The organism is Nocardioides sp. NPDC058538, from assembly GCF_042719275.1.
In the GTDB taxonomy this organism is placed as follows: domain Bacteria; phylum Actinomycetota; class Actinomycetes; order Propionibacteriales; family Nocardioidaceae; genus Nocardioides.
Map to the genome: position 1 here is coordinate 125564 of NZ_JBHXNY010000009.1, position 21485 is coordinate 147048.

At 70.9% G+C, this 21485-nt stretch carries 22 protein-coding genes; 18 read left to right on the plus strand and 4 right to left on the minus strand.

What is annotated here, in order from left to right; all coding sequences use genetic code 11:
* The first annotated feature begins 40 nt into the window (after positions 1 to 40).
* From ACFWQC_RS10985 to ACFWQC_RS10995, 3 genes are all read left to right on the plus strand, one after another.
* Positions 41 to 412 carry a DoxX family protein gene (locus ACFWQC_RS10985; RefSeq protein ID WP_378677071.1) on the plus strand — a complete coding sequence of 124 codons (372 nt, stop codon included), beginning with the start codon at positions 41 to 43 and terminating at the stop codon, positions 410 to 412.
* A 56-nt stretch (positions 413 to 468) separates the two neighbouring features.
* The gene (locus ACFWQC_RS10990) at positions 469 to 3018 is read left to right on the plus strand and encodes a LuxR C-terminal-related transcriptional regulator (RefSeq protein WP_378677074.1); all 2550 of its coding nucleotides are present in this window, start codon (positions 469 to 471) and stop codon (positions 3016 to 3018) included.
* A 65-nt stretch (positions 3019 to 3083) separates the two neighbouring features.
* Positions 3084 to 3530: a cupin domain-containing protein gene (locus ACFWQC_RS10995; RefSeq protein ID WP_378677077.1), complete on the plus strand. Its 447-nt coding sequence runs from the start codon at positions 3084 to 3086 to the stop codon at positions 3528 to 3530.
* Between the two features lie 81 nt (positions 3531 to 3611).
* On the opposite strand, the gene ACFWQC_RS11000 is transcribed toward ACFWQC_RS10995, so the two are convergent.
* Together ACFWQC_RS11000 and ACFWQC_RS11005 are read right to left on the minus strand one after the other, a co-directional pair.
* The gene (locus ACFWQC_RS11000) at positions 3612 to 3743 is read right to left on the minus strand and encodes a methionine/alanine import family NSS transporter small subunit (RefSeq protein WP_378677080.1); all 132 of its coding nucleotides are present in this window, start codon (positions 3741 to 3743) and stop codon (positions 3612 to 3614) included.
* A complete protein-coding gene (locus ACFWQC_RS11005; RefSeq protein WP_378677083.1) occupies positions 3740 to 5293 on the minus strand; it encodes a sodium-dependent transporter in 1554 nt (517 codons plus the stop codon). Before ACFWQC_RS11005 ends, ACFWQC_RS11000 begins: the two co-directional genes overlap by 4 nt.
* A gap of 197 nt (positions 5294 to 5490) precedes the next feature.
* Here ACFWQC_RS11005 and ACFWQC_RS11010 point away from each other — a divergent pair, with 197 nt between their 5' ends.
* From ACFWQC_RS11010 to ACFWQC_RS11020, 3 genes are all read left to right on the plus strand, one after another.
* Complete coding sequence (locus ACFWQC_RS11010) at positions 5491 to 6672, plus strand: cytochrome P450 (protein WP_378677086.1); 1182 nt, start codon at positions 5491 to 5493, stop codon at positions 6670 to 6672.
* Between the two features lie 79 nt (positions 6673 to 6751).
* The gene (locus ACFWQC_RS11015; RefSeq protein WP_378677089.1) at positions 6752 to 7294 is read left to right on the plus strand and encodes a TetR/AcrR family transcriptional regulator; all 543 of its coding nucleotides are present in this window, start codon (positions 6752 to 6754) and stop codon (positions 7292 to 7294) included.
* Positions 7295 to 7502: 208 nt separating this feature from the next.
* The gene (locus ACFWQC_RS11020) at positions 7503 to 8372 is read left to right on the plus strand and encodes a GNAT family N-acetyltransferase (RefSeq protein ID WP_378677092.1); all 870 of its coding nucleotides are present in this window, start codon (positions 7503 to 7505) and stop codon (positions 8370 to 8372) included.
* Positions 8373 to 8412: 40 nt separating this feature from the next.
* On the opposite strand, the gene ACFWQC_RS11025 is transcribed toward ACFWQC_RS11020, so the two are convergent.
* The gene (locus tag ACFWQC_RS11025; RefSeq protein ID WP_378677095.1) at positions 8413 to 9369 is read right to left on the minus strand and encodes an AraC family transcriptional regulator; all 957 of its coding nucleotides are present in this window, start codon (positions 9367 to 9369) and stop codon (positions 8413 to 8415) included.
* Positions 9370 to 9509: 140 nt separating this feature from the next.
* On the opposite strand from ACFWQC_RS11025, the gene ACFWQC_RS11030 reads away from it, so the two are divergent.
* The 4 genes from ACFWQC_RS11030 (at position 9510) to ACFWQC_RS11045 (ending at position 13583) form a co-directional block, all read left to right on the plus strand.
* The gene (locus ACFWQC_RS11030) at positions 9510 to 10742 is read left to right on the plus strand and encodes a cytochrome P450 (protein WP_378677098.1); all 1233 of its coding nucleotides are present in this window, start codon (positions 9510 to 9512) and stop codon (positions 10740 to 10742) included.
* A gap of 3 nt (positions 10743 to 10745) precedes the next feature.
* Positions 10746 to 11768: an FAD-binding oxidoreductase gene (locus tag ACFWQC_RS11035; RefSeq protein ID WP_378677101.1), complete on the plus strand. Its 1023-nt coding sequence runs from the start codon at positions 10746 to 10748 to the stop codon at positions 11766 to 11768.
* A gap of 94 nt (positions 11769 to 11862) precedes the next feature.
* On the plus strand, positions 11863 to 12975 hold the full coding sequence (locus ACFWQC_RS11040; protein WP_378677104.1) for an S-(hydroxymethyl)mycothiol dehydrogenase: 1113 nt from the start codon (positions 11863 to 11865) through the stop codon (positions 12973 to 12975).
* Complete coding sequence (locus ACFWQC_RS11045) at positions 12975 to 13583, plus strand: MBL fold metallo-hydrolase (protein ID WP_378677107.1); 609 nt, start codon at positions 12975 to 12977, stop codon at positions 13581 to 13583. The genes ACFWQC_RS11040 and ACFWQC_RS11045 overlap by 1 nt, the downstream gene beginning before the upstream one ends.
* Here the strand turns inward: ACFWQC_RS11045 and ACFWQC_RS11050 are convergent, their stop codons facing one another.
* Positions 13584 to 14156 (minus strand): PadR family transcriptional regulator, encoded by a 573-nt coding sequence (locus tag ACFWQC_RS11050; RefSeq protein WP_378677110.1) that lies wholly within the window; start codon positions 14154 to 14156, stop codon positions 13584 to 13586.
* Between the two features lie 16 nt (positions 14157 to 14172).
* Here ACFWQC_RS11050 and ACFWQC_RS11055 point away from each other — a divergent pair, with 16 nt between their 5' ends.
* From ACFWQC_RS11055 to mdo, 8 genes are all read left to right on the plus strand, one after another.
* Positions 14173 to 14991, plus strand: coding sequence for an alpha/beta hydrolase (locus ACFWQC_RS11055; RefSeq protein ID WP_378677113.1), 819 nt, complete (start codon positions 14173 to 14175; stop codon positions 14989 to 14991).
* Positions 14992 to 15091: 100 nt separating this feature from the next.
* Positions 15092 to 15196 (plus strand): mycofactocin precursor MftA, encoded by a 105-nt coding sequence (gene mftA / locus ACFWQC_RS11060; protein ID WP_378677116.1) that lies wholly within the window; start codon positions 15092 to 15094, stop codon positions 15194 to 15196.
* Positions 15196 to 15480 (plus strand): mycofactocin biosynthesis chaperone MftB, encoded by a 285-nt coding sequence (gene mftB / locus ACFWQC_RS11065; RefSeq protein ID WP_091043883.1) that lies wholly within the window; start codon positions 15196 to 15198, stop codon positions 15478 to 15480. Before mftA ends, mftB begins: the two co-directional genes overlap by 1 nt.
* Positions 15477 to 16706, plus strand: coding sequence for a mycofactocin radical SAM maturase (mftC, locus tag ACFWQC_RS11070; protein WP_378677121.1), 1230 nt, complete (start codon positions 15477 to 15479; stop codon positions 16704 to 16706). Before mftB ends, mftC begins: the two co-directional genes overlap by 4 nt.
* Positions 16706 to 17908 (plus strand): pre-mycofactocin synthase MftD, encoded by a 1203-nt coding sequence (mftD, locus tag ACFWQC_RS11075; protein ID WP_378677124.1) that lies wholly within the window; start codon positions 16706 to 16708, stop codon positions 17906 to 17908. Before mftC ends, mftD begins: the two co-directional genes overlap by 1 nt.
* Complete coding sequence (gene mftE, locus ACFWQC_RS11080) at positions 17892 to 18587, plus strand: mycofactocin biosynthesis peptidyl-dipeptidase MftE (protein ID WP_378677127.1); 696 nt, start codon at positions 17892 to 17894, stop codon at positions 18585 to 18587. The genes mftD and mftE overlap by 17 nt, the downstream gene beginning before the upstream one ends.
* A complete protein-coding gene (gene mftF / locus ACFWQC_RS11085; protein ID WP_378677130.1) occupies positions 18584 to 19978 on the plus strand; it encodes a mycofactocin biosynthesis glycosyltransferase MftF in 1395 nt (464 codons plus the stop codon). Before mftE ends, mftF begins: the two co-directional genes overlap by 4 nt.
* A gap of 101 nt (positions 19979 to 20079) precedes the next feature.
* Entirely contained in the window at positions 20080 to 21372 is a 1293-nt protein-coding gene (mdo, locus tag ACFWQC_RS11090; RefSeq protein ID WP_378677133.1) for an NDMA-dependent methanol dehydrogenase, read from the plus strand.
* Positions 21373 to 21485 lie beyond the last annotated feature (113 nt).

A 21485-nucleotide genomic window follows, 5' to 3' on the forward strand; every position in this document is an offset into this window, starting at 1 on the left:
TCGTAGGGGCATCCGTGCATCGACTGACCTTGGAGACATCATGAACATCGCCCTCTGGATCGTCGCCGGCGTCTTCGGCATCGCCTACGTCGCCGGCGGCATCGTCAAGCTGACGATGCCGTACGAGAAGTACACGGCCAAGACGCACTGGCCGGAGGACTTCACGCCCGGGAAGGTGAAGTTCATGGGCGCCGTGGAGACGCTGGGCGGACTCGGCCTGATCCTCCCGGGGCTGCTCGACATCGCGCCGGTCCTGGTGCCGGTCGCGGCGTCGTGCATGGCGCTCTACATGGCCGGTGCGGTCACCGAGCGGCTTCGGCGCGCCGAATACAAGGAGCTGCTCGGAGACCTGCTCTTTCTCGCGGCGATGATCTTCATCGCCTGGGGGCGCTTCGCGATCGAGCCGTTCTGAGCACAGCCACCTTTTGAGTGATGTGTGACCGGACCTCGTGCCACTAGCCTGACCTCATGGAGCGGCCGTGGCCGCTGACCGGCCGGGACGAGGAGCTGCGGAGGGTCGCGGCGGCGATCAGGCCCGGTGCGGCGGGCGTCATCGTTGCGGGCCCGGCGGGGGTGGGGAAGACCCGGCTCGCTCGTGAGGCGTTGGCCGCCGCCGGTCACGGAGGATCCGTCCTGTATGCCCACGGGAGCACGGCCGCCCGCCAGTTCCCGCTCGGTGCGTTCGCCGGTCTGCTCGACGTCCCGCCCGGTGAGGCGGCCGAGACCATCGGCCGGGCGCTGGACCAGATCACCCGGCAGCTGCCGCTCGTGCTGACCGTTGACGACGCTCACCTGCTCGACGAGCACTCCGCGATCGTGGTCCACCGGGTGGTGGCCCGGCGGATGGCGCCGGTGCTGATCACGCTCCGCACCGGGGAGCCCGCGCCCGACGTCGTGACGTCGCTGTGGAAGGACGAGCACCTCCCGCGCCTGGACCTGGCGCCGTTGGACGCCGAGGAGAGCACCCGGCTGATCGCCCGGGTGCTCGGCGGTCCGGTCGACACGGACTCCGCCCACCGGCTGTGGACGATGACCCAGGGCAGCCCGCTGTTCCTGCGGCACCTGCTGGCCGGGGAGGTGTCGGCGGGCCGGTTCGGTGCGGTGTCCGGGATCTGGCGATGGAGCAGCGAGCCGGCGATCTCGCCGGAGCTCGCCGGTCTCCTGGAGCGGGAGATCGGCGACCTTGCGACCGGGGTGCGGGACGTCGTCGACCTGGTGGCCCTGGCCGAGCCGGTGGCGGTCGCGACCCTGTCCTCGCTGACCTCGGCGGCCGACCTCGAGGAGGCGGAGGAGCGTGGGCTGGTGCGTACCGACGGGGTGGTCGCCCGGCTGGCACACCCCCTCTACGGCGAGGTACGCCGCGCCGCGATGGGCACGCTGCGTGCCCGCCGCCTCCGCGGACGGGTGGCGCTCACCTTGGACCCGGAGCCCGACCCGATCCCCCGCGCCGTGCTGACCCTCGACTCCGACCTGCCACCGGAGCCGGCGCTGTTCCTACGGGCCGCCGAGGCCGCGACCCGGATGTACGACCTGCCGCTGGCCGAGCGGCTGGCGCGTGCGGCCGCTGCCACCGGCGACCTCGCGGCCAGGGTCGTGCACGGCGCGGCGCTCTCCTGGCTCAGCCGCGGCGAGGAGGCCGAGGCGATCCATGAGGACATCGTCGCCACCGCGTCCGACCCGGGGCTGCTCGCGATGGTGCAGCTGCACCGCACCGGCAACCTGCTCTTCACGATGGCCCGGCCCGACGAGGCCCATCAGGCGCTGGCCGCAGCCGAGGCCACCGGGGCAGCACCGGTCCACGCCGCCGCCATGGCGCTCGTCCTGCGCCTGGTGGACGGCGAGATCTCCGCCGTGCTCGCCAGGGCGCCGCAGCTGTTGCGGAGCGATCTTCCCGACGACCTGGCCGGCATCCTGGTCGCCACCTCCGCGTCCGCGGCGGCCGCCGCCACCGGTGACCGCGAGCTCCTCGACGAGGCCGCCGTCGTGGGCGGACTGACCGCCGACCGGGTGCCGACCGTCATCCCCGGCTTCGGGCTCGCCGACTTCCAGGTGCTCGGACACCGTCTTGCCGGCACACCGGACCGGAGCGCGGACCTGGCCCGGAGGATGCGGGCCGCATCGGCCGACCTTCCCGGGCCGGCCAGGCTCATGGGCCTCGTCGTCGCAGGTCACGCGGCCCTTGCCGAGGGCCGCCTCCTCGATGCGCTGCTCTCGCTGCGCGAGGCCTGGGCCGCGCTGGAGGGCTCCGGCCACGAGTTCCGGTTCCGGTGTCGTACGTTGCTGGCGACCGCCCTCGCGCAGGCTGGTCGACCGGAGGACGCCGCGCCGCTGCTGGCCGGCGTGGCTGCCGGGCACCATCCGGCGTACCGGCTCTATCTGCCCGACGATCGCCTCGCGCTGGCGTGGGGTGCCGCTGCCGAGGGGTGGACGACCGAGGCGATCGGCCATGCGGTCGCCGCGGCGGACGTCGCCCGCGAGGCGGGTTCGCCGGCGTACGAGGTCCTCGCCTGGCAGACCGCGGTCCAGCTCGGCGATACGACCGTGGCGCCGGCCCGCTGGCTCGCACCGCTGGCCGGACTCGGCCCGCGCGCCGACACGGCGCTGGCCCATGGCCGGGCGTGGGCGGACCAGGACGGCGACGCGCTGCTCCGGATGGCGCATGCGTGGGCCCGGCTCGGTGACCTCGTCGCCGCGGGCGACGCGGCCGCGCAGGCCGCCGATGTGCAGCGCCGCGCGGGGCGGCAGGGGTCGGCCCTGACCGCGGCGGCCACCGCGGCGAAGCTGGCCGAGAGGTCGGGTGCCCGTACCCCCGCGCTGCTGGTCGCGGCCCGGCCGCTGCCGCTGACCGCCCGCGAGCGCGAGATCGCCGCCCTGGCCGCCCGAGGGTTGTCGAACAAGGACATCGCGGCGCGACTGACCCTGTCGGTGCGCACCGTCGAGGGCCACCTCTACCGGGCCGGCCACAAGCTCGGCGTCTCCGAACGTGCCGGGCTGGCCGACCCTCTCGGAGTCGAGTAGCGCACTACTCGCACCGATCCGGCTCCAGCGGCGGATGCTGAACGCACCCGACCGAAGGAGGAGTCATGAGCACCACCTACGTACGGCCCCACGAGGGCCGGCACAGCCCGATGATCGACGGCGACCATGTCGCGAAGGCCGCCGTCAAGGACGCCCAGGGGGCCTTCGAGGTCTTCGAGGTGATCGCACCCGCCGCCCCGATGACGCCGCCGCACGTCTCGCCGTGGAGCGGGGTGCTGTACCTGCTCGAGGGCCGCATCACGGCGTACGTCGACGGGAGGTCCTACGACGTCGAGCCCGGCGGACTGGTCGTCTTCCCGGCGGGCACCCCTGGCACCTTCGAGGTCGTCGGCGACTCCGCCCGAGCGCTCGCGATCACCACGGGCGACGGCGCCGGCCGGTTCTTCGCCGACTTCGCCAGCTCTGTTCCCGCAGGCCAGCCGGCCGCGGACTCGATGGCCGCGATCCTGTCGGTGACCGAGCGCCATGGCGTCGCCCTCGCGGGCGGATGACTCAACGACAGGGGCCTGTCTCGGAACGCGACTTCACGCCGCGTTCCGAGACAGGCCCTGTGTGTGTGGGTCGGTGACCCGTCAGAGGTCGCGCCGGATCTCGTCCTCGCGGGGAAGGTCGGGGCTGCGTCGCAGGTTGACGACGGCGAGCGCGAGGCCTCCCCAGATGACCAGCATCGCGACGAGCATCATGACGATGGCAGAGGCAGTCATGACTGTGCTCCCTTCTCGTTGAAGTGAACCGAGGACAGAGCCTCGGGGTCTCGCCACTTGGCCTGAGCGGCCAGGAACCCGAAGACGATGACGGCGCCGGCGGCGCCCCAGCCGAAGACGGCGAGCATCCAGGCCGGGTAGCCCTCGTACGGCGTCTTCAGGTCCTCCCAGAAGGAGAGCCCGAGCACGAGGACCAGGCCGATCGGGGCGACGATGCTGACCAGGATCCGCCACCAGGCACCGACGACGATCGAGCTGCCGTCGGACAGGTGAGCGCTGAAGGTCGGCAGCACGCGCAGCCACCAGCTCATGACCAGCATCGAGATCACCGCGACCAGCAGGATGCCGAACTGGTTGATGAAGTGGTCGATGATGTCGAGCACGTAGATCCCGCTCGTCGTGGCGAAGAACACCAGGCTGAGCACGGCCATCGGCACGGTGACCGCGATCGTGGCGGTGGTGCGCGTCATCTCGAACTTGTCACGCACCGCCGAGATCACGACCTCGACGATGGAGACCATCGAGGTGAAGCCGGCGATGACCAGGGAGAAGAAGAACAGCACCCCGATCAGGGCACCGGCGGGCGCCTCGCTGATGATCGCGGGGAAGGCGACGAACGCCAGACCGATGCCAGAGGTGGCGACCTCGCCGACCGCGACCCCGTTGGCCTGCGCCATGAAGCCGAGCGCGGCGAAGACGCCGATGCCGGCGAGCAGCTCGAAGCTGGAGTTGGCGAAGCCGACCACGAGCCCCGCGCCGGGCATGTCGGTGTGCTTGTGGACGTAGGAGGAGTAGGTGATCATGATGCCGAAGCCGATGGACAGCGAGAAGAAGATCTGTCCGTACGCCGCCGCCCACACCGTTGCGTCGGTCAGCGCACTCCAGTTCGGGGTGAAGAGCGCGTCCAGCCCTTCGGCCGCACCGGGGAGGAAGAGCGAGCGCACCACGAGGATCGCGAAGGCGACGACGAGGATCGGGATGAAGATGGCCGAGGTCGCGCCGACGCCCTTCTGGACGCCGAGCAGCATGACGGCCAGGATCGCGACCCACACCAGCAGCAGCGGGATCAGCACGCCCCACACCGGGGTGGCGTCGATGCCAGGATCGCCTGCCTTGAGGAACTCGCCGAAGAAGAAGCCCTCCGGGTCGTCACCCCAGGCCTTGGTGACGCTGAAGATCGTGTAGCGCACCGCCCACGCCATCACGGCTGCGTAGTAGATGGCGATCATGAAGCAGATGCCGACCTGCCACCAGCCCAGGCCCTCGGTGCCGCGGCGCAGGCGCGCGAACGACAGCGGCGCGGAGCCGCGGTAGCGGTGGCCCAGTGCGTAGTCGAGGAACAGGAACGGGATTCCGGCCGTCAGCAACGCCACGATGTAGGGGATGACGAACGCGCCACCTCCGTTGTCGTAGGCGACGTAGGGGAAACGCCAGATGTTTCCCAGGCCCACCGCGGACCCGATTGCCGCGAAGATGAAGACCTGTCGCGATGAGAACGCTCCGCGCTTCGCCGCGGCCGCTTCATGCACGCCCTCAGGTGTCGTGCTCATATCCGCCTCCTTGCTCGATATGTGCGTGGCGCTTGTGGCGCCGATGTACTGCTGGCGACGCTTGTGGCGCCGGTCACAGAACCCTAGTCATCTGAAAGGCGGTGGTCGACTCCGGGGCGCGCGCGGCTGTCGGCCACAGCGTCGACCCATTGACAAAGTTGCGCCTCCTGTTGATTGTATGAGACATGGAATCAAATGTGTCTCATGCGGCGTCGGCGTACACCCCGTTGTCCGGGGAGTCGTGGGCCGACCCGTGGCCGATGTACGCCGCGCTGCGCGAGCACGACCCGGTCCACCACGTCGCCCGGGGTGACTACTGGGTCCTGACCAGGCACGTCGACGTCTTCGCGGCGGTGCGTGACCACGAGACGTACAGCTCGACCGGCGGGCTGACGACGGCTCACGACGAGCTCGAGCGGATCGGGCTGGCCGACAATCCGCCGATGGTGATGACCGATCCGCCGGCGCACACGGCGTTCCGGAAGCTGGTGAACCGCGGGTTCACGCCGAAGCAGGTCGAGGACGTGACGCCTCGGGTCACCCGGTTCGTGGGCGAGCGGGTCGAGCAGATCAAGGCAGCCGGTGGCGGCGACATCGTCGCGGAGCTCTTCAAGCCGCTGCCGAGCATGGTGGTGGCCCACTACCTCGGCGTACCCGAGGTGGACTGGGATCGGTTCGACGTGTGGACCGACGCGATCGTGGCGGCCAACGCGGCTCAGGACGAGAGCATCGGAGCCGGTGCCGCCGCCGAGCTGATGGGTTACTTCGCCGAGCTGATCGAGCGGCGCCGACAGGAGCCCGGTGACGACACCGTCTCCCATCTCGTCGCGGCCGGGGAGGCCGACGACGACGCCGGTCTGCTGCGGGTGCTCGCGTTCGCCTTCACGATGGTCGCGGGCGGCAACGACACGACGACCGGACTGCTGGGTGGTGGTCTGCCGCTGCTGGCGGACCGCCCTGACCAGCGCGAGCTCGCTCTGCAGGACGTCCCGGCCGCCGTCGAGGAGCTGCTGCGGCTCACCTCGCCCGTGCAGGGGCTCGCCCGGACCACCACCCGCGACGTCACGATCCACGACGTCACGATTCCCGCGGGGAAGAAGGTCCTGCTCTGCTACGCGGCGGCGAACCGGGATCCGCGCGCCTTCGGCGCCGACGCCGAGGAGCTCGACGTCACCCGGCATCCGCGGCAGATCCTGACCTTCGCCCACGGCGCGCATCACTGCCTGGGCGCCGCGGCCGCCCGGATGATGGGCCGGGTGACGCTCACCGAGATACTCACCCGGATGCCGTCCTTCACCGTCGACCACGACTCCCTGCGGTGGGCGCCGGGGAGCTATGTACGCAGGCCCGTCAGCCTCCACGTCGAGGTGGGCCGATGAGCGAGCGCCAGCGAGTGACCTGTACGTACATCATCGGGCCGCGTCCGTATTCTGGCGCTCGCGCTACGGAGGTGGCCCGATGAGCTGGTTGGAGGCGGAGCGCACCGAGCTCGCCGCCGAGCGGATCCTCGACGCCGCGGGCGAGCTCTTCGTCGAGCGAGGCGTCGACAAGCCGGGCATGGACGAGGTGGCCCGCGCGGCCGGCTGCTCGCGCGCGACCCTGTATCGCTACTTCGAGAACCGGCAGGCGCTGATCTACGCCTTCGCCCACCGCGAAGCGCGGCTCATCACCAAGCAGGTCGCCCAGGCCATGACCGAGGTGTCCGACCCCCGGCTCCGCGTGGTCGAGGCCGTCCTCGCCTGCCTCGCCGCCGTGCGCGAGCGCCCCCACCTCGCCGCCTGGTACGCCGGTGACAGCACCCTGCTGCGCGAGGTGCTCCACGACTCCCCGGTGATCCGCGGCGTCGCGGAGAGCTACCTCGCCTCTGACTCGGAAGCCGCCGATCCCGACCTCGGCGACTGGATCCTGCGGATCATCCTGTCGTTCCTCTCCAACCCCGGCGACGACGAAGAGGCAGAGCGCCGCCTGCTAGAGCGATTCCTCATGTCACCGCCCGCGTAGGTCCTGTCTCACAAGTCCGTTCCGCGGTGCGGCCAGCAGACGAGGACCCTGCTCGAGGCGAGTCCGGACCAAGCGTCCTAACCTACGACCGCGCCTGACCACACCATCCACCCTCGAGGAGCGCGACATCAACGACACGATCAGCGACATCGTCGTCCGACCCCTCTCGAGCCAGGACGAGCTCGACCTGTTCCTCCGGCTCTCCTACGTGCTCGACGACGAGCTGGCTGATGACCTGGCCGAGGGGCGGCGTCGCCCCGAGTGGATGTGGGTCGCCACCAGCGGGGACCGCCTGCTTGCCCGTGCCTCGTGGTGGGGTCGACCGGGTGCGACGGCGCCGGACGTCCTGGACTTCTTCGACCTCGACGACACCCTGGACGCGGACGCGGCCAGCGGGATCGGAAGCCGGCTTCTGCGTACCGCGCTGGCCGCCGTCGTGCCGGCCGGCTCGACGCCCCCGGAGTACGGGCGGTACATCCCGCCCGACTGGCGGGACGATCCGGCCGCGCGACGCGTCGTCGAGTCGCGCATGTCCGTCCTCGAAGGGCTCGGGGCGACCCCGCTCGTCGAGCGTCTCCGCCTCGAGTGGCGGGCCGGCTCCCCGGTTCCCGTCCCGAGCGGGCGCCTGCGATTCCGATCCGTGAGCGATCGTGACGAGCTGGTGGCACTGATGGAGCCGGTCCTGAAGGGGACGCTCGACGCTCACAGCCAGGCTGACCTCGAGACGACGTCGCCCGCGGACGTTGCCGCAAAGCACTTCGACGACGAGTTCGCCGGGTTCTCCAGCCCGCGGGCCTGGTGGCAGGTGGCCGAGCTCGACGACGGCGAACCGGTCGGCTTCGTCATTCCTGCCCGGAACGGCTACCACGCGATCATCGCCTACGTCGGCGTCCTGCCCGCGTATCGCGGCCACGGCTACATCGACGACCTGCTGAGCGAAGGCACGCGCATCCTCGCCGACCAGGACGTCCCGAGGATCCGGGCGTCCACGGACCTCGGCAACACCCCGATGGCCGCGGCCTTCGGTCGTGCCGGCTACATCAACTTTCAGCGAGCGATCAACATGACCTGGTCGTGATCTGCCCGCGACGATCCCGGGGTCCGGTGCGCACCGGGTCTCAGCTGGCCCAGCCATCGTGTCGTAGCACCGCCGACGGTGCGGTGCCGTACTTCCTCCGATAGGCGGCGGCGAAGCGGCTCGCCGAGGAGAAGCCCCAGCGCGCTGCGACGTCGCCGACGCTCAGGGCGGGATCCGTGGTGAGGTCGGCGTGGGCACGCTGGAGCCGGACGTCGAGGAGATACCGGGAGGGCGCGCTTCCCACCCACTGCTGAAAGCCCTCCTGCAGGCGGCGCACGCTGGTGCCGGCGAGAGCGGCCATGTCGGCGGCGGTCCAGGCTCGGGCCGGGTCGTCGTGGAGGGCCTCGACCACGCGGCGGATCGTCCGCGGCCGTGCGGCTGTGGTGACGCCGCCGTCGGGGGAGCACATCTCCAGGAGGCCCGCGGCGACCGCGCCGGCGAGCTGGCGGCGTACGAGCTCACTGTCGGCGAAGATGTCCGGGTCGTGCAGGTTGGTGGCCAGACTGGTGATCAGGTGATGCCAGGCGCGCCCGCGGCCGCGCTCCAGCGAGAGCTGCTCCGGGAGGAGGGCACGAGCGTTGACGCGGTCGGTGCCCAGGATCCGCTCGGTCTCGACCTCCAGCCAGTCACTGTCGAACTTCACCCCGAGCACGGTGCAGGTCGCGTCCCAGTGGCTGATCAGGGACGGGGTGTCTGCCCGGAAGACGGTCCCTTGGCCGACCACCGAGGTGAGATCTCCGAACCGGCCGCGGCTCTCCAGGTGGCCGGTGATCGGCATGTTCACCTCGTACGCGCTCGGGTAGTCGCACTCGATCGCCACATCCGCGCCCCAGCCGACATGGCCGATCATGACCGGACCGAGCTCCAATGTACGCAGCGTGAGCCGCGGCTCGTGAGCGCCGCGGACCGGCCGGAGCTCGTGCGGGAAGTATGCCTGGGCAACGACGCGCGAGGCCTGCCCCCAGTCCCTGGGAGCGACTCGCATACGACCGGACATGCCGCAGAGCGTACCTGAGACGGGCGTCACAGATTGGTCGCGTTCAGGGTGCAGAACCCGCGCAATCCGTGTCGCCCGGGCGCGCGGACCGACCTACTTTCGACTCCTGTTCGGAACCTCCCATCTCTCGAGGAGCACCCATGACGACCACGCAGCAATCCGGCAAGCAGGACCTCTCCTGGCTCGACGACGTGACGATGACCGACCTTGAGCGAAACCCCTATCCGACCTACGAGCGCCTACGCCGCGAGGCGCCGCTCGCCTTCGTCCCGGTCCTCGGCTCCTACGTCGCATCCACCGCGGAGATCTGTCGCGAGGTCGCCACCAGCCCGGACTTCGAGGCGGTGATCACCCCGGCCGGCGGACGTACGTTCGGCCACCCGGCGATCATCGGCGTCAACGGTGACATCCACGCCGATCTGCGCGGCATGGTCGAGCCCCAGCTGCAGCCGGCCGAGGTCGACAGCTGGGTCGACGACCTGGTCCGCCCGATCGCGCGGGACTACGTCGAGCAGTTCGAGGACCGCGGTCGCGCCGAGCTGGTCGCGGATTACTGCGAGCCCGTCTCCGTACGCACGCTCGGCGACCTGCTCGGGCTGCAGTCGGTCTCCTCCGACAAGCTCCGCGAGTGGTTCCACAAGCTGAACGTCTCGTTCACCAACGCCGCGGTCGACGAGAACGGGGAGTTCACCAACCCTGACGGGTTCACCCCCGGTGACGAGGCCAGGGCCGAGATTCAGGCAGTCGTCGACCCGCTGATCGACCGGTGGATCGAGCACCCCGAGAACACCGCGATCTCCCACTGGCTCCACGACGGCATGCCGCCGGGGAAGACCCGCGACCGCGCGTACATCTACCCCACCATCTACGTCTACCTGCTGGGTGCGATGCAGGAGCCCGGCCACGGCATGGCCTCGACGCTGGTGGGGCTCTTCAGCCGCCCCGAGCAGCTGGAGGAGGTCGTCGACGACCCGTCGCTGCTGCCGCGGGCGATCTCGGAGGGCATGCGCTGGACCTCGCCGATCTGGTCGGCGACCGCGCGGATCAGCACCAAGCCGGTCACCGTGGCCGGCGTCGACCTGCCCGCCGGGACCCCGGTGATCCTCTCCTACGGCTCCGCGAACCACGACTCCGGGAAATACGATGCGCCGACCGCGTACGACCTGCACCGGCCGCCGCTGCCGCACCTCGCCTTCGGTGCAGGGAACCACGCGTGTGCTGGCATCTACTACGCCAACCAGGTGATGCGGATCGGGCTCGAGGAGCTCTTCGAGGCGATCCCCAACCTGGAGCGCGACACCGGCGAGGGCGTCGAGTTCTGGGGCTGGGGCTTCCGCGGCCCGACCAGCCTGCACTGCACCTGGGAGGTCTGAGCGATGTCCGCCGCGATCAGTGTCTCCGGCCGCCGCGTCGAGTGCGCCGAGGACCAGTCGATCCTGGAGGCGTTCCTCCGCGCCGGCGTGTGGATGCCGAACTCCTGCAACCAGGGCACCTGCGGCACCTGCAAGCTGCAGGTCCTGTGCGGCGAGGTCGACCACCGCGACTCGCCGCTCGAGACGCTGACCGCGGACGAGCGCGCGAGCGGTCTGGCGCTGGCGTGCCAGGCCCGGCCGCTCGGGGACACCGAGGTCGCGCTGTGCGGCACGGAGATGGGCCGCGCGACCCACGTGCTCCGTGACCTCACCGCCACCGTCGTCGACGTCGAGGACGTCGCCCGCGACACCCGCCGGGTCCGCCTCGGCCTCGAGGAGCCGCTCGCGTTCTCGGCGGGACAGTACGTCGAGGTGCTCGTCCCCGGCACCGCCGAGCGGCGCCAGTACTCCCTCGCCAACACGGCCCAGGAGGACAAGGTCCTCGAGCTCCACGTACGCCGCATCCCCGGCGGCGTGGCCAGCGACTGGCTCTTCGGGTCGGTCGCGGTCGGTGACCGGGTCGAGGTACGCGGCCCGCTCGGCGACTTCCACGTCCCGGATGCGGACCAGGATGAGGGCGAGCCGATGGTGCTCATCGGCGGTGGCACCGGGCTGGCGCCCCTGCTCGGCATCGCCCGTACCGCGCTCGAACGTCACCCGAACCGGATGATGGTGCTCTACCACGGCGTACGCACCGAGGCCGACCTCTACGACACCGACCGTCTCGCAGAGCTGGCCGAGAGGTATCGCAGCTTCAGCTTCGTCACCGTGCTCTCCCGGGAGGCGCGGCCCGGTCACCGCAGCGGCTATGCGCCCGACGCCTTCGTCGAGGACGTCGCCAGCGCGCGTCGCTGGTCCGGGTGGCTGTGCGGCTCGCCGGCGCTGGTCGAGGCCGGGGTCAAGGCGTTCAAGCGGCGCCGGATGGCACCCCGGCTCATCCACCGGGAGAAGTTCGAACCGGCCGACGCGCGCGGCGCGGGCACCTGAAGATCCTGTCGGGCGGCCCTTGCCGTGCCGACGAACCAACGTCGAAGATGAATCGCGAGCGACCGGATCTCTCCGGGGCCGCGAGAGGAGACACATGCAGCAGGTCAAGGCCGTCATCGCCCGTGCCAAGGGGGCGCCCGTCGAGCTCGTGACGATCAACGTTCCCGAGCCAGGACCGGGCGAGGCGGTGGTGAAGATCCAGTCGTGCGGGGTGTGCCACACCGACCTGCACTACCGCGAGGGCGGGATCAACGACGAGTTCCCGTTCCTGCTGGGCCACGAGGCCGCCGGGATCGTCGAGGCGGTGGGTCCGGACGTGACCGACGTGGCGCCGGGCGACTTCGTGGTGCTCAACTGGCGCGCGGTCTGCGGCAGCTGCCGGGCGTGCAAGCGCGGTGAGCCGCAGTATTGCTTCGCCACGTTCAACGCGACCCAGAAGATGACGCTGGAGGACGGCACGGAGCTCTCGCCCGCGCTGGGCATCGGCGCCTTCGCGGAGAAGACGCTGGTCGCGTCGGGTCAGTGCACGAAGGTCGACCCAGAGGCCCGGCCCGCCGCTGTCGGCCTGCTCGGCTGCGGCGTGATGGCCGGTATCGGTGCCGCCATCAACACCGGCGGCGCGACCCGCGGGAGGTCGGTGGCCGTCATCGGGTGCGGCGGTGTCGGGGTGGCCGCGATCGCCGGTGCGGCGCTGGCCGGGTCGAGCCCGGTCATCGCCGTCGACATCGACGCCAAGAAGCTCGAGCGCGCCGCGGCCATGGGCGCGACGCACACCGTGGACTCCTCGCAGACCGACCCGGTCGAGGAGATCCGGCGGATCTGCTCGGAGACGTACGAAGGTGCCGAAGGCGCCGACATCGTCGTCGAGGCGGTCGGACGCCCGGAGACCTGGAAGCAGGCCTTCTACGCCCGCGACCTGGCCGGCACCGTCGTGCTCGTCGGCGTGCCCACGCCCGACATGTCGGTGCCCGAGATCCCGCTCCTGGACGTCTTCGGCCGCGGGGGCGCCCTCAAGTCCAGCTGGTACGGCGACTGCCTCCCCAGCCGCGACTTCCCGATGCTGGTCGACCTCTATCGCCAGGGGCGTCTCGACCTGGACGCCTTCGTCAGCGAGGAGATCGGGATCGGCGACATCGAGGCCGCCTTCGAGAAGATGCATCGCGCCCCTGATGGGCAGAGTGTCCTGCGCTCGGTGGTGGTGCTCTGATGGCCGTACGTGTGGACCACGCGATCACCAGCGGCACGTTCAGCCTCGACGGTGAGACGCACCAGGTGGACAACAACGTCTGGGTGGTCGGCGACGACCAGGAGTGCCTGGTCATCGACGCACCGCACTCGGTGGAGGACATCTTGGCCGTGGTGGACGGTCGCCGCGTGAAGGCGATCGTCTGCACCCACGCCCACGATGACCACGTACGTGTGGCGCCGGCGCTGCGGGAGGCGGTCCGGGCCCCGATCCTGCTGCATCCCGACGACCGGCCGCTGTGGGAGCTCACCCACCCCGACGAGCTGTGGGACGTGGACCTGTCCGACGGCCAGGTCATCGAGATCGGCGACACCTCTGTGACCGTCCTGCACACGCCGGGTCACGCGCCCGGTGCGGTCTGTCTGTCGGTGCCCTCGCTGGGGTGCGTCTTCACCGGCGACACCCTGTTCCAGGGTGGTCCGGGGGCGACCGGGCGCTCGTTCAGCGACCGGCCCACCATCGAGTCGTCGATCCGGGCCAAGCTGTTCACGCTTCCGGGCGAGACGGTCGTCCACACCGGGCACGGCGACGACACCACGATCGCCGCCGAGGCTGCCGGCCTGGGCTGATCAGCGCTCGGCGGCGGCGAACTCCGCGCGCATCCAGGCGCACCACTCCAGGGCCGTACGCCGTGACCGGATGCCTCCTTCGAGGGTGATCCGGGTGGCGAACAGGGGGTTCGACGGGTCGCGGACGCCGGGGCGGTCGGCGATCTCGGCCAGCTCTTCGAGATAGCGTTCGAGTACGCCCTGATGGACCGCCTCGAGCCGGCCGACCAGCTCGGTGGCGGCGTCGGGCTCGACGGTCCAGATCGACCACAGCCGGAGGATCTCCAGGTCGCGGACCGGCTGGGGCTCGAGATCGCCGACGACCCATGCGGCCAGGGCATTCCGACCCGTCTCGGTGATCCGGTAGCGCTTCGTCGGACGGGGGCCGGCTCCCTCGATGACCTCGTGCTCGACCAGCCCGGCGGCGTCGAGACGGTTCAGCTCCGGGTAGATCTGGGAGTGGCGGGCGGTCCAGAAGTAGCCGATCGGCTGCCGCATCCGCTGCGCGACCTCGTAGCCGGTGCTCGGCCGCCGTGCCAGCAGGCCGAGGATGGCGAAGCCGAGGTTGGAAGTGGTCGCCTCGGGGTCAGTCATATGTCAATATTGACATATGCGGAGCGTGAAGGGCGTTGCGGCCGGGGTGGCGATCCTCGGCCTGGTGCTGGCCGGGTGCGGTGCGGAGAACGGTGCTGACGGGGACGGTGGTCCGGGCAAGGCGAAGGAGTCGGGCCCCGCGCTGCCGACGGACGGGCCGTACATCCAAGGTGAGCTCGGCGGCTGCTTCCTGCCGGAGACGGCCGCCGGGGTGGAGCCGATGCAGGTCGTCGGCAAGGGCCTCGAGCTGCCGGCCATCCGCTTCTCCCCTCCGGACGGCCAGGGTCCGTCGGCGGTGCTGGTGATGCTCCACCAGACCGACGGGGGCCGCTGCGGCTGGGGTGACTTCGCGATCCTGGCGGCCCTCCAGGGCGTCGCCGGCCTCTCGTTCGACCTCTGCGGCTATGGCGACGCCGACTGCGGGATCAAGGATCCCGACGACCCGGTACCGCAGGTGCGGGCCGCGCTGAGCGAGGTCGAGAAGCAGTGGCCGGATGCACCGGTCGTGCTGGTCGGCGCCTCGATGGGAGGCAGCCAGACCGTACGGGCCGTCGCCGCAGGCGTGGAGATCGACGGCTGGGTCGACCTGTCGGGCCCGTCGAGCTGGGCCGGCGTCGACCTGACCTCGGTCGCCGACTCGATCAGCACGCCGGGCCTGATCGCGATCGCCGAGGACACCGACGGTGCCGAGGAGGCCGACGCCGCCCAGGCGCTGGCGCAGGCCACATCCTCGGAGTTCGTCCCCGCCGAGGCAGGGCACGGCTGGGAGCTGGTGGTCGAGGAGGGCCGGCTCTCGCCGCTCGGTCAGCAGGTCCTCACGTACGCCACGAGGTGACTCCTCCCTGATCCTGCCCGCAAGACTCTCCGATCGGGGAGGTTGCTCGGCTCACGCCGTGATTAACGTGCGAACGGTCACCCCGTGAGAGGAGCAGCAGATGGAACCCCAGAACGAGTCGAACCAGGCCGATGTCGCCACCGACGTCGCCACCGAGGACCTCATCGAGGAGGTCTCGATCGACGGAATGTGCGGCGTCTACTGATGCCCGATCGCATGCTCGAGGAGCCGTGGACACTCTCGCCCTCGGTGGCGCTGCGTCCTGAGCCCTTCGGGGCCCTCGCCTACCACTTCGGCAACCGGAAGCTGACCTTCCTCAAGCGGCCGGAGCTGGTCGAGGTGGTCCGGCTCCTCGAGCAGCACCCTCGTCTCGGCAGCGCGCTCGACGCGGCCGGCATCCCGCCTGAGCAGCACGACGCGTACGCAGCGGCGCTCCGCGCCCTCGCCGAGACCGACATGATCCGCCCCCGCCATGAGGAGGCAGCGTGACCCTCGCACCAGAACGCCCCACCACTCCCAAGGCCCGTCCCACAGGCGGCAGCCTCGTCGAGCAGTTCGAGTTCGGCCTCGACGCCCCGATCTGTCTGACGTGGGAGCTGACGTACGCGTGCAACCTCGAGTGCGCCCACTGCCTGTCGAGCTCGGGCCGGCGCGACCCGCGCGAGCTGAGCACGGAGCAGTGCAAGGCGGTCATCGACGAGCTGCAGCGCATGCAGATCTTCTACGTCAACATCGGCGGCGGAGAGCCGACGATCCGCCCCGACTTCTGGGAGCTCGTGGAGTACGCCGTCGACCATCAGGTCGGCGTGAAGTTCTCCACCAACGGCTTCCGGATCACCCCCGAGCGCGCCGCCTTCCTGGCCTCGACCGACTACGTCGACGTACAGATCTCTCTGGACGGCGCGACGGCGGAGGTCAACGACCGGGTCCGTGGAGCGGGTTCGTACGACACCGCGCTCAAGGCGCTGGCGAACCTCCGCGACGCCGGCTTCTCCGACGCCAAGATCTCCGTCGTCTGCACCCGGGAGAACATCGGCCAGCTCGACGACTTCAAGGCCATCGCCGACGAGTACGCCGCCACCCTGCGCCTCACCCGGCTGCGCCCGTCGGGTCGCGGCGCGGACGTCTGGGACGAGCTGCACCCGCTCCCCGAGCAGCAGCGCGAGCTCTACGACTGGCTGATGGCGCATGGTGAGGACGTCCTCACCGGCGACTCCTTCTTCCATCTGGCCGCCTATGGCGAGTCGCTGCCGGGCCTCAATCTGTGCGGCGCCGGTCGGGTGGTGTGCCTGATCGACCCGATCGGCGACGTCTACGCCTGTCCGTTCGCGATCCACGACCAGTTCCTGGCCGGCAACCTGCTCGGTGAGGGTGGCTTCAAGGAGGTGTGGCAGTCCTCGCCGCTGTTCACCGAGCTGCGCTCGCCGCAGACCGGCGGAGCCTGCACGAAGTGCCAGCACTTCGACGCGTGCCGCGGCGGCTGCATGGCCGCCAAGTTCTTCACCGGACTGCCGCTGGACGGGCCGGACCCGGAGTGCGTCCAGGGCTTCGGCGAGACCGCCCTCGCCGGCGACCGGCTCGTCCCACAGGCGAGCAAGGACCACTCGCGCAGCCAGGCCAGCCGCAACGCTCCGGTGCTGCTGAACCTCGGTGCCACCAGGCGGCGCCCCGTCTCCGCCTGCAACGAAGACCCGCTCGCCGGAGGTGATCTGTAGTGAAGCTCGAGAACCCCTGGAAGAAGAACCCGTGGTTCGAGTCGGTCGCGGTGGCCCAGGAACGAGCCCGCCGCCGGCTGCCCAAGCCGGTCTACGGCGCGCTGGTCGCCGGCTCCGAGCGCGGCCAGAGCATGACCGACAACCAGGCCGCCTTCGCCGAGCTCGGCTGGGCACCCCATGTCGTCGGGCAGCACGCCAAGCGCGACCTGGGTACGACCGTCTTCGGCCACTCCGTCCCGCTGCCGGTCCTGATCAGCCCCACCGGGGTCCAGGCGGTGCATCCCGACGGCGAGGTCGCGGTCGCCCGGGCCGCCGCTGCCCGCGGCACCATCATGGGGCTGTCCAACTTCGCCTCCAGATCGGTGGAGGAGGTCACCGCGACCGGCGCGACCACGTTCTTCCAGATGTACTGGACCGGCGACCGCGACACCGTGGTCCAGCGCATGCAGCGCGCCCACGCCGCCGGCGCGCAGGGTCTGATCGCGACGCTCGACTGGTCGTTCTCGATCGGCCGCGACTGGGGCAGTCCCGAGATCCCGGAGAAGGTCGACCTGCGGACGATGATGCGCCTGGCACCGCAGGTGGCGGCCAGGCCCCGGTGGGCGTGGCAGTTCGGGCGTACGGGCTCCTTCCCGGATCTCACCGCGCCCAACCTCGCCCCGCCGGGCGGGAGCGCGCCGACGTTCTTCGGCGCCTACTACGAGTGGATGACCACCCCGCCGCCGAGCTGGGACGACGTCGCCTGGATGCGTGAGCAGTGGCACCAGATCAGCGGCACCCCGTTCGTGCTCAAGGGCGTGTGCCGGGTCGACGACGCGCTCCGCGCGGTCGATGTCGGGGTGGCGGGCATCTCCGTGTCCAACCACGGCGGGAACAACCTCGACGGCACCCCTGCCGCGATCAGGATGGTCAAGCCGATCGCCGACCGCGTCGGCGACCAGGTCGACGTGGTGATGGACGGAGGCTTACGCCGCGGCTCCGATGTCGTCAAGGCGCTCGCGCTCGGCGCGAAGGCGGTGCTGATCGGCAGGGCCTACCTGTGGGGTCTGGCGGCCAACGGCCAGGCCGGCGTCGAGAACGTCCTCGACGTGCTGAGCGGTGGCATCGACTCGGCGCTGCGAGGGCTCGCGGTCGGATCGGTCGCCGAGCTGAACCCGGAGCACCTGATCGTCCCGGACGGCTTCCATGTCCGCGCTGGGTGACGCCACCTGGCCGCAGGTGCGCCAGGGCACGATCCTGCTGGTGCCCGTCGGGTCGCTGGAGCAGCACGGCCCGCATCTTCCCTTCGACACCGACACCACCATCGCGACCGCGGTCACGCAGGGGGTGGCTGAGCGGCTCGCGGAGCAGGGTGTCCAGAGCTGGACGGCGCCGCCGATCCCGATCGGCTCCAGCGGCGAGCACCAGTCCTTCCCCGGCACCGTGTCGATCGGGAGCGATGCGCTCCATCTGGTCGTCGTCGAGCTGGTCCGTTCGGCCCGCACCTGGGCCGAACGGGTCGTGCTCGTCAACGGCCACGGCGGCAACGCCGCCGCGCTGACCAGCGCGGTCAACCAGCTCACCTTCGAGCGACAGACCGCGTGCTGGCTGCCGTGCCGCACCGAGGAGTTCGACCTGCACGCCGGCCGCACCGAGACGTCCCTGATGCTGCACCTGAGGCCCGAGGTCGTACGCATGGACCTGGCCGAGCCCGGCGACACCCGGCCGCTCGCGGAGATTCTCCCGGCCATGCGGGCGGGCGGGGTCGCAGCGGTCTCCGCCAACGGCGTTCTCGGCGACCCGACCGGCGCCACGGCGGCGCAGGGAGCGGCGGCGCTCACCATGATGATCGAGCAGACCACGATGGACGTGATGGCTCCCGGCGGCGTGGCAGTGGGGTGAGATTCCCGATCGGCTTCCGGGTCCGAGTCCGGGAGGACGTACGCCGCATCGACCGGCGCCTGCTGGTAGGAGGTTCGCCGCTGCGTGCCGTCCGGCTCACCGACGCCGCGCTGGCCCGTCTCGACGATGGCGAGATCACGGTCGTCGACGCGGCCACCGAGGCGCTCGCGGCGAGGCTCGTCGACGGCAACCTGGCCGATCCCGTGCTCGACGGTCCCGGCGTGGATCCGGCCGAGCTCACCGTCGTGATCCCGGTACGGGACCGGCCCGACCAGCTCGACCGTGCTCTCGCCTCGCTGGGAGCCCTCCATCGCATCGTCGTCGACGACGCCTCGCTCGATCCCGATGCCGTCGAGAGGGTCGCCAACCGCCACGGCGCTCACCTCCTGCAGCTGCCTGAGAACCTCGGCCCTGCCGGCGCCCGCAACGCGGGCCTGCGGGCGGTGCGCACCCCGTACGTCGCCTTCGTCGACTCCGATGTCACCGTCGAGGCGAGCACGCTGCTGGCGCTCTCCCGCCACTTCGCCGACGGCCGCGTCGCGCTGGTGGCGCCGCTGGTCCGCAGCCGTGCCCGCAGCCGGGCGCCGCGGTGGTTCGAGCGCTTCGACGAGGACGACTCCTCCCTCGCGCTCGGCACCCGCGCCTGCGTCGTGCGCCCGGGTGCCGCGGTGGGCTGGCTGCCCAGCGCCTGTCTCGTCGGGCGTACGGACCGGCTCGGGCCGGGCTTCGAGGAGTCGATGCGGGTGGGCGAGGACGTCGACCTGGTGTGGCGGCTGGTCGAGGCCGGCGAGGTCGTCCGCTACGACCCGGGCCAGGTGGCCTGGCACGACACCCGCACGACGGTCCGCGGCTGGCTGGGCCGCAAGTACCTCTATGGGACCGGCGGCGCCGACCTCGCCGTCCGGCACGGCCGCAAGGGCGCTCCGGCCGTGATGACCGCGAGCATGGCGGCCACCGCGGCCGCGCTGATGGTGCACCGCCGGTGGTCCCTCCCGGTCGCCGCGGCCGGGATCGCCTACGGCGTCCTCTCGCTGCGAAGACGGCTGCCGGAGACCCCCGGACGTGACCGGCTCGCGGTCCAGCTCTGCGCCCAGGGCCTCGGCTGGACGGTGCGCCAGGAGGCCGCACTGCTGCTGCGGCACTGGTGGCCGCTGACCGCGCTCCTCGCCCCGCACAGCCGCCTGCTGAGGCGCGCCCTGGCGGCCTCCCTGGTCGTCGACGTGGTCGTCGCCCAGGTCGACAACCCCGGCACGAGATACCGGCCGCTGGCCCGCCGCCTCGACGACATGGCGTACGGCGCAGGGCTGTGGGCCGGCGCGATCAGAGCACGTTCGATGACCTGTCTGCTGCCGCGCCGACCTGGCCAGGGAGGCACCTCTCCCAACGGGTAGGTCGGCCCCTCCCGGGCCGGGCTGTTTCCCGTTCCTCACCTGTTCGCGGCTCGGTCGGCGTACCTAATGTGCTGAGCGTCACACACCAACGGAGGTTTGCCATGCAGGTCGACGAACTACTCAAGCCCTTCCCCATCAAGGAGTTCCACCCGTTCCCTCGAGCCCTCATGGGCCCCGGCGCTCACGAGATGATCGGGCCCGAGGCTCTCAAGATGGGCTTCCGCAAGACCCTCGTGATGACGTCCGGCCTCCGCGGCACGGACATCGTCACCAAGATCGTCGAGTCGATGAAGTACCACGGCCTCGAGGTCGTCGTGTACGACAAGGTCGAGTCCAATCCCAAGGACTACAACGTCATGGACTCGGTGAAGCTCTACCAGGAGAACGAGTGCGACTCGTTCGTCTCCATCGGCGGCGGCTCGTCGCACGACGCCTGCAAGGGCGCGCGCATCTCGGTCGCCCACGACGGCCGCAACGTCAACGAGTTCGAGGGCTTCAACATGTCCGAGAACCCGAAGAACCCGCCGCACATCGCGGTGTCCACGACCGCCGGCACCGGGTCGGAGACCTCCTGGGCGTACGTCATCACCGACACCACCACGGACCCCGACAACCCGCACAAGTACGTCGCCTTCGACGACGCCTCGGTGGCCAGCCTGGCGATCGACGACCCGGTGCTCTACTACGACTGCCCGGTCGACTACACCGCGCAGTGCGGCTTCGACGTGCTCGCGCACGCCAGCGAGCCGTACGTCTCCCGGATCAACTTCCAGCCCTCGCTCGGCAACGCGCTGCACGCGATCAAGCTGACCTCGGAGAACCTGCGGCAGGCGGTCTGGAACGGCCAGGACCTCGGCGGCCGCGAGGGGATGATGTACGCCCAGTACATCGCCGCCCAGGCGTTCAACTCCGGCGGTCTCGGCATCATCCACTCGATCAGCCACGCGGTGAGCGCCTTCTACGACACCCACCACGGTCTCAACAACGCGATCGCGCTGCCGCGGGTGTGGGCGTTCAACATGCCCTCGCACTACAAGCGCTTCGCCGACATCGCCCGGGCGATGGGCGTCGACACCCACGGCATGACCGACGTGCAGGCCGCCGACGCGGCGCTCGCGGCGGCGATCCGGCTGCTGCGCGACGTCGGCATCACCGAGCGGTTCGTGGACGTCACCAAGGACACGTACTCGAAGAACCGGCTCGGCCAGGGGCCGACCGCCTACTACGAGAACGCCCCGAAGATCGTCGGCGACGCCGCGGACGTCGACCGGATCACCAACCACGTCCTCGGCGACGCCTGCACGCCCGGCAACGCCAAGGAGTGCACGTTCGAGACCGTCCGTCCGGTGGTCGACCACTGCCTCAACGGCGACCTGGACGACCTGCTCGGCTGATCCACCCATCGTGGGGGGGGGGGGGGCCCCCCGCCCCCCCCCCCCCCCCCCCCCCCCCCCCCCCGGGGTGACGGGTGGGCCCCCCCCCACCCCAACCCCGGCGGCGAAGCACA